We start from the raw sequence: 7,379 nt of genomic DNA, 5'->3' as shown, positions 1-7,379 counted from the left end.
GCCCGCGATCCGCGTGGCTGTCGCGGGCTAAATCCCGCTCCCACCACCGTATACTCGATTCGAAACAGCCCTAAAAGGCCGGGGCGCAGGTTTGGGGTGACGCGGGAACCCCAACCCGCGAGGAATAGCGGGTTCTTCGGGGAAATCAGGCCGAAGCCGACGCCTCCAAGGCCCGCAAACTCTCCTCCACCCCGGCGGCGTGGGTCAGTTCCGCCACGTTGTCCTTGGTGAAGAAACCCTGGAAATCCCCGAAGCGCTGCACGTATTCCACGATCAGCGAGGAATATTCCGAAGCGCTGGAGAAAATCTGCTTCAAGCCCTCCTCCCGCGAGCCAATCACATCCAGCAGAAACTCCTTGCCGCAATCCCGCAGGGTATCCACCACGTAGTCGATATTGGCCTTGCCTTGGGTTTCCCCGTCATTCACCGCCACCGCCAGATGGTGCAAGCGCGGCCCGAAGTTGCGGACGAATTGCTCGGTCGGCGACGGCAGCTTGAGCAAATGATTGACGAAGTACGGATGGTTGGCCGCCGTGAACACCTTGGCCGGGCTTTCCAGTTCGTTCTCGAAATGCACGCTCTTGGTGACGTTGGTGGAAGAATTCTGCGCGGCGATGTCGTAGGAACCCCAGTAGTAATAACTCGTCAGGGTGAGGTATTCGAGGATCGACGCCTCGCGGTTCTGGCTGTAGATGCGGGTGGCGAGGTGGTCGATGGGCAACAGCAAGGGATCTAGCCCCAGCTTGGCGCGGGTTTCCTTGGCTTCCAGATAGGCCCGCTGCACATCGTCGCGGATGCAACTCCAGCCCAGCGCATAAATACGGATGCTGGCCTCGGGCCGCTCCCAATAGCCGACGATGTTGTGGGTGTAGGGCGAGGGCTTGACCACGGCCATGTTGCCGGGCAATTCCAGCTTGCGGATTTGCTCTTGGTTGAAGAACCGCACGTCGCGGGACTTCTGCAACTCCACCGTTTCATGCAGGTTGGTGACGCGGAACACCTCGCCCATATAGCGCGAGTTGGGCTTGTGGGCACCGATGGGGTAGACCTCGTTGAGACTGCGGAAAATGCCCTGGGTGTTGGGGCTTTTGACCTCGCGCACCAGGATGTCCGGCGAGTTCATGTCGATCCGCAGGACATGGGTGTTGTGGCTCTCCGATTCCAGCGTGACCAGATATTCGTAGGGCGTCATCAGGCACAACTCGCCCACGTAGGGGACCGAGTGGCCCGGCTCCACGGTAATCATCAGGGCGTCGATCTGGCGGATCATCTCGGTGAGACCGACCCGGTCGCGCTCTTCGAGCAGTTGCTTTAGGTAGTCCTCAAAGAAGGGGGAATTCTGCTTGTCGCCGTAGCGGGGGAAATTCAGGGAGGAGGTCATCGAAAATCCTTGGGATTGCTGGAAAGTGGGAGCGGGCTTCAGCCCGCGACCATTACGCCTGTTCGCGGGCTAAAGCCCGCTCCCACTTAAGCCGCCGCCTGCGTCTGCGTTTGCGACTGAATCTCCGGCGGCTCCCGGTAGAAATATTGCGCGGACACCGCCATGTGGATGGCGGCCAAATCCTTCTGGCATTGGTCCAGATATTCGTGCAGCACCGCCGGGGTCAGGCCGCCCCAACGCAATCCCGTCAGCCGCCGCCAAGACCGGCGGGCCGCCCGCATCCCTTCGGCATGGTCGGGCAAGGTGGACAGGCATTCGTCGATCTTCGCCAAGCAATACCGCACCGCGCGCGGGAAGTGGGAATCCAGCAGCAAATAATTCAGGACCGGCGTGCCCCGCACATGCACGTCCACATGGCGGCGGTACATCTGATAGGCGCTGAGGGCTTTCAACACGCTCATCCACAGCCGCTCCTGGATCGGCTCCAACGCGCCGCCATCGCGGGGCAGCAGCACGGCGGAATTGATGTCCACGATGCGGGTGGTCATGTCGGCCCGCTCGATGTTCCGGCCCAATTCGATGAACTGGAACGCCAAGTCATGGCTCATGCAGCCCACCAGCATCCCGGCCAGGGATTGGCCCCGGTCCACGACGTGGTTCAGCACCTCGTAGCGCTGGCCCCGGTTCTGGGCGGCGGCGGGGGCGTGTTCCCGGATGTAGAGGTACAGGCCGTTGACCCGCTCCCAGAATTCCTTGGGCAGAATCTCCCGGAAGGTGCGGCTGTTCTCGCGGGCGCCCCGGATGGTGGAGACGATGGAGCTGGGGTTGCGCTCGTCCTGGATCAGGAAGCGCATAATGTTGGCCTCGTTGGCCTCGGTGTAGTGCTCGTCGAACAGCTTATCCAAGCCCACCACCTTCAGCAGGATGTCCCAGCCGAAGGAGGCGCCACGGGGCAGGTCGAGCAAGACCTGCGTGGTGGTGTTGATGAGCCGGGCGGTGTTCTCGGCCCGTTCGAGGTAGCGGGCCATCCAATAAAGGTTCTCGGCGACGCGGGATAGCATGGTTCTTTCTCCCTGGCTGTATTCATAAATATGGCGCGGTAGGCTGGGTTGAGGAACGAAACCCAGCAATACATGCAAATAAGCTGGGTTTTCGCGAAGCTCCAACCCAGCCTACGGCTACGGCATTACTCTTCCGTATCCACAATCCAAGTGTCCTTGCTGCCGCCGCCCTGCGATGAGTTCACCACCAGCGACCCGGCCTTCAACGCCACGCGGGTTAGACCGCCCGTGGTGGCATACAGCCGGTTGGATTGCAGGATGAACGGCCGCAAATCCAAATGGCGGGGCGCCAGTTGGTCGTTCACCAGGGTGGGGGCGGTGGAAATATCCAGGGTGGGCTGGGCCATGTAGTTGCGCGGGTTGGCGCGGATCAGTTCGGCGAACTTCGTCCGCTCCTCCGGCGTGGCGCGGGGACCGATGATCATGCCGTAGCCGCCGGACTCGTTGGCGGGCTTCACCACCAGCTTGTCCAGGTTGGCCAGCACATAGTCCCGCTGATCCTCATACATGCAGAGATAGCTCGGCACGTTGGGGATGATGGCCTCTTGGTTCAGGTAATACTTGATGATCTGCGGCACGAAGGTGTAGACCACCTTGTCGTCCGCGACCCCGGCGCCCGGCGCGTTGGCGATGCCCACCTTGCCCGCCCGCCAGGCCCGCATCAGGCCGGGAATGCCCAGGGTGGAATCCTCGCGGAAGGCTTCCGGGTCGATGAAGTCATCGTCGATGCGGCGGTAGATGACATCAACCCGGCGCGGCCCGGAAATGGTCCGCATGTAGACCACCTCGTCGGCCCCGACGAACAGGTCCGAGCCTTCCACCAGCACCGCGCCCATTTGCTGGGCGAGGTAGCTGTGTTCGAAGTAGGCCGAGTTATAGATGCCCGGCGTCAGCACCGCCACCACCGGACGCTCGATGTCGCGGGGCGACAGCGCCGCCAGGGTGTCGTAAAGCTGGGTGGGGTAATCATCCACCGGCAGGATGGTGGACGCCTGGAACACCTCGGGGAACAGCCGCTTCATGAGCTGCCGGTTTTCCAGCATGTAGGACACGCCGGACGGCACCCGCAGGTTGTCCTCCAGCACGTAGACCGTGCCGTCCTTGTCCCGCACCAAGTCGGTCCCGCACACATGCGCCCACACGCCGAAGCGGGGCGTGATGCCCCGGCACTGCTCCCGGAAGTTCTTCGAGCCGTCCAGCACCTCCGCCGGGAACACCCCGTCCTTGATGATGGCTTGCTCGTTATAAAGATCGTTGATGAACAGGTTGAGGGCGGTGAGCCGCTGCTTCAGGCCCTCCTCGATGCGGTCCCATTCCTTCTTCGCCATCACCCTCGGGATGATGTCGAAGGGCCAGGCCCGGTCGATGTTGCCCGCCTCGCTGTACACCGTGAAGGTGATGCCCATGGTCATGATGGCGGCGTCCACCGACTGGCGGCGGGCCTCCAATTCGCCAGGCGGGAGGGAGTCCAGGTATTCGAACAACGCCTTCGCCGCCGGACGGGGCTGGTGCCGGTCGTCGAGAAGTTCGTCGTAGGCGTGGTTGTTTTGATATTCGTCGTGGGAGATTTTCATAGGCGCTCCTGCTTGGTGCTTGGGGAATTGCAGGAGGCGTGCCACAGGGAGGAATCCCCCTGATCGCAGGTTCAGTCACGCCGAAACAGCCCCAAAACGAGCCATGGCTCCGGGCCGACCAAGTAGGCGGGACGCCAAAAACCGCACGGGATTGACGCCTGGGCCGAAGATTCGCACCGGAATGGAGCGGGCGGGAGGAATGGCTAGTCATATAAGGCTCTCCAACCGTCTGGGCGTGCCATAATCCAAACCATGAATGCATCCACCCCCTCCCCTCCCCATCCCGGATTGTTTTGGCTGGTCCTGTTCGGGGTGGCCTATCTGGCTGGTTCCTGGCTGGGCCACTGGCTGACCCTCACGCCTTCCGCGGGCGTGACCCTCTGGCCACCGAGTGGGCTTTATCTCGCGGCCTTGCTGGTCAGCGAGAAGCGCCATTGGCCCTGGTGGATCATGGCCGGGCTGCCCGCCGAAATCATCGGGTCCACGGCCCTGTTCGAATTGCCCCTTCCCGCCGTCCTCGCCATCTATCTGGGCAACACCCTGGAAGCCCTGGCCGGTGCCTGGCTGGTGCGGCGCTGGTGCGGCGCGGCATTCCGTTTGGATGGTTTGAAGGCGGTTCTGGCGCTGACGTTATGCGGCGCGGTGCTCAGCCCCGCCCTCAGTGCGACGCTGGGCGCGGCCACCCTCGACGCGATCGGTAAGGGGCCTTTCGCTAACGCCTGGCTCCTGTGGTGGGTGGGCGACGCGGTGGGGGTGTTGATCGTCACGCCCCTGGTCCTGACCGTTGTCCATTCGGGCGCGGCCTTGTGGCAGATGAAATCCGAGCGCTGGGCGGAATGGCTGGCGATGCTCGCGGTCTTCGTCACCTTTGCCCACTTGGTTTTTAGCGGGGGATTCCCGTTCGTCTATATCGTCATGCCTCCCCTGCTATGGGGCGCCCTGCGCTTCGGCGTGCCCGGCGCGACCGCCACCGTGCTCATCCTCGCCCTTATGGCCGCACGCTATACCGCTACCGGGCGGGGTGTATTCGCGAATCCCGCCTTCGATCCCGAACAACGGCAATGGCTGGTCCAGTTGTTCCTGGGCATCGCCGCAGTTACGGCCCTGGTGGTGGCCGCGCTCGCCACGCAGTCCCGGCGGGCGCTGCTGACCCTGCGGCAGGCCCATGACGAGCTGGATGCCCGCGTGACCGAGCGCACGGCGGCACTGCGGGAAAGCGAGGAGCGGCTGCGGCTGTTCATCGAATACGTCCCGGCGGCGGTGGCCATGTTCGACCGGGACATGCGCTACCTCGCCGTGAGCCGCCGATGGCGGGATGATTACCGGCTCACGGGCGAACCGCTGGGTCGCGCTCATTACGAAGCCTTTCCCGAGATGCCCGAGCGATGGAAAGAGGTTCACCGCCGCGTCCTGGCCGACGAAGTCATCAACGCCTCCGAGGACCGCTTTGTACGCGCCGACGGCACCGTCCAATGGCTACGCTGGGAGGCGCGGCCATGGCGGGGCGCGGATGACAACACCATCGGTGGAATCATTATCTTCACGGAGGACATCAGCGGGCGCAAACAAGCCGAGCTGGCCCTGCAAGCCCAGAGCGAACTGCTGGCCGCCATCAACGACAACATCCCGGTGATGCTGTGCGTCTGGAACCCCAGCCTCAAAGGGTTCCGCTTCAACCAGCACTTGCGTGACGTGCTGGGCTGGACCGAGTCCGATGTCGCCGGCGGGGACTTCCTAGCCAAATGCTATCCCGATCCGGCCCACCGCCAATGGGTCGCGGACTACATGCTGTCCCTGGAAGGCGGCTGGCGCGACATGCGGTCAACGGCCAAGGACGGCTCGCTGGTCGATACCGCCTGGGCCAACGTCCGCCTGCCCGACGGCACCACCATCGGCATTGGTCTCGACATCCGCCAGCGCAAGGCCGACGAGGCGGCGTTGCGGGACAGCGAGCAGCGCTGCCGGACCATCTTCGAGGCCAGCCGCGATGGCATCGCCACCGCGGCCCCGGATGGACCCATCCTGGACGCCAACCCGGCCTTTCAGGCCATGTTGGGCTATTCCCTGGAAGAATTGCGGAGCCTGACTTATCAGCAGTTGACCCTGCCGCGCTGGCACGCCATCGAGGACGCCATCGTGCGGGAGCGGGTTCTGGCCCACGGGGATTCCGGCGAATACGAGAAGGAATACATCCGCAAGGACGGCGGCGTGTTCCCCATCAGCATTAGGACTTGGCCGCTATGGGGCGCGGATGGCCATCTGGTGGGATTCCAAGGGATTGTGCGCGACATCACCGAACGCAAGCAGACCGAGGAAGCCCTGCGGGCCAGCGAGGAGCGCTTCCGGGCGGTGTTTGAAAATGCGGGTATCGGCATCGCCATCGCCGACCGGGAGGGGCGCTTCCAACAGTGCAACCCCGCTTATTGTGAGTTGCTCGGGTACACAGAGGAGGAATTCAGGCAAATCACCTTCCCCGACCTCTTGCACCCGGATGACCGCGCCGCCAACCTGGCCGAGAACCGCCGCCTACAGGACGAGGAACTGCCGTCCTTCGAGATCGAGAACCGCTATCTGCGCAAGGATGGCGGGACGGTTTGGGTCCGCAAGTTCGTCTCGTTGCTACGCGACGCGGCGGGCAAGCCTTCCCACCTGGTGGCGCTGATCACCGACGTCACCGAGCAGCGCCGCATGGCGGAGGCCCTGCGCGAGGCCGACCAGCGCAAGGATGAATTCCTGGCGACCCTGGCCCACGAGTTGCGCAACCCCTTGGCCCCCATCAGCAACGCCCTGCACCTGCTGCACCAATCCAGCGCGAAAGAACCGGCCACCGAGCGGCTGCACGCGATGATGCGGCGGCAAGTGGGGCACTTGGTGCGGCTGGTGGATGATCTTCTGGAAGTGTCGCGCATCAGCCGGGGCAAGATCGAGCTGCGCAAGGAGCGCGTCGACCTGGCCGCCGTCCTCGGCCACGCCCTGGAAACCAGTCAGCCGCTCATCAAGGCGGCGGGCCACCAACTGAGCGTCGCCCTTCCGCCCGAGCCGATCTGCCTGGACGCCGATCCGGTGCGGCTCGCCCAGGTGTTCGCCAACCTGCTCAATAACGCCGCCAAGTACACGGAACCCGGCGGGCGCATTCAAATCACGGCAGAGCGCCAGGGCGGCGTGGCCGTGGTGAGCATCCGCGACAGCGGCGTCGGCATTCCGGTGGAGATGCTGCCCCGGGTGTTCGACCTGTTCGCGCAGGTGGACCGCAGCCTGGGCCGCGCCCAGGGGGGGCTGGGCATCGGGCTGGCCTTGGTGCGGAATCTGGTCGAAATGCACGGCGGGCGGGTCGAAGCCCATAGCGAGGGCATGGGCCGGGGC

Annotated in this window: 4 protein-coding genes; 1 reads left to right on the top strand and 3 read right to left on the bottom strand. The window is 64.0% G+C overall.

From position 1 onward, the window contains the following. Nucleotides 1-145: 145 nt before the first annotated feature. From ACXWUF_RS15450 to ACXWUF_RS15440, 3 genes are all read right to left on the bottom strand, one after another. The gene (locus ACXWUF_RS15450; RefSeq protein ID WP_458495546.1) at nucleotides 146-1,381 is read right to left on the bottom strand and encodes a hypothetical protein; all 1,236 of its coding nucleotides are present in this window, start codon (nucleotides 1,379-1,381) and stop codon (nucleotides 146-148) included. A gap of 86 nt (nucleotides 1,382-1,467) precedes the next feature. Then, nucleotides 1,468-2,442, bottom strand: coding sequence for an alpha-E domain-containing protein (locus tag ACXWUF_RS15445; protein ID WP_458495545.1), 975 nt, complete (start codon nucleotides 2,440-2,442; stop codon nucleotides 1,468-1,470). A gap of 125 nt (nucleotides 2,443-2,567) precedes the next feature. Then, a complete protein-coding gene (locus tag ACXWUF_RS15440; RefSeq protein ID WP_458495544.1) occupies nucleotides 2,568-4,016 on the bottom strand; it encodes a circularly permuted type 2 ATP-grasp protein in 1,449 nt (482 codons plus the stop codon). A gap of 252 nt (nucleotides 4,017-4,268) precedes the next feature. On the opposite strand from ACXWUF_RS15440, the gene ACXWUF_RS15435 reads away from it, so the two are divergent. Continuing rightward, nucleotides 4,269-7,379, top strand: a 3,111-nt coding sequence (locus ACXWUF_RS15435) for a PAS domain S-box protein (protein WP_458495543.1), incomplete at its 3' end; no start/stop codon positions are given.

The sequence above is a fragment of the Methylomagnum sp. genome (assembly GCF_054333355.1).
This window is presented reverse-complemented; position numbering and strand designations above follow the sequence as displayed.

Bases quoted from the DNA above. Each gene is read 5' to 3' on its own strand.
- ACXWUF_RS15440 (WP_458495544.1), bottom strand. From the start codon at position 4,016: ATGAAAATCTCCCACGACGAATATCAAAACAACCACGCCTACGACGAA.
- ACXWUF_RS15450 (WP_458495546.1), bottom strand. From the start codon at position 1,381: ATGACCTCCTCCCTGAATTTCCCCCGCTACGGCGACAAGCAGAATTCC.
- ACXWUF_RS15445 (WP_458495545.1), bottom strand. From the start codon at position 2,442: ATGCTATCCCGCGTCGCCGAGAACCTTTATTGGATGGCCCGCTACCTC.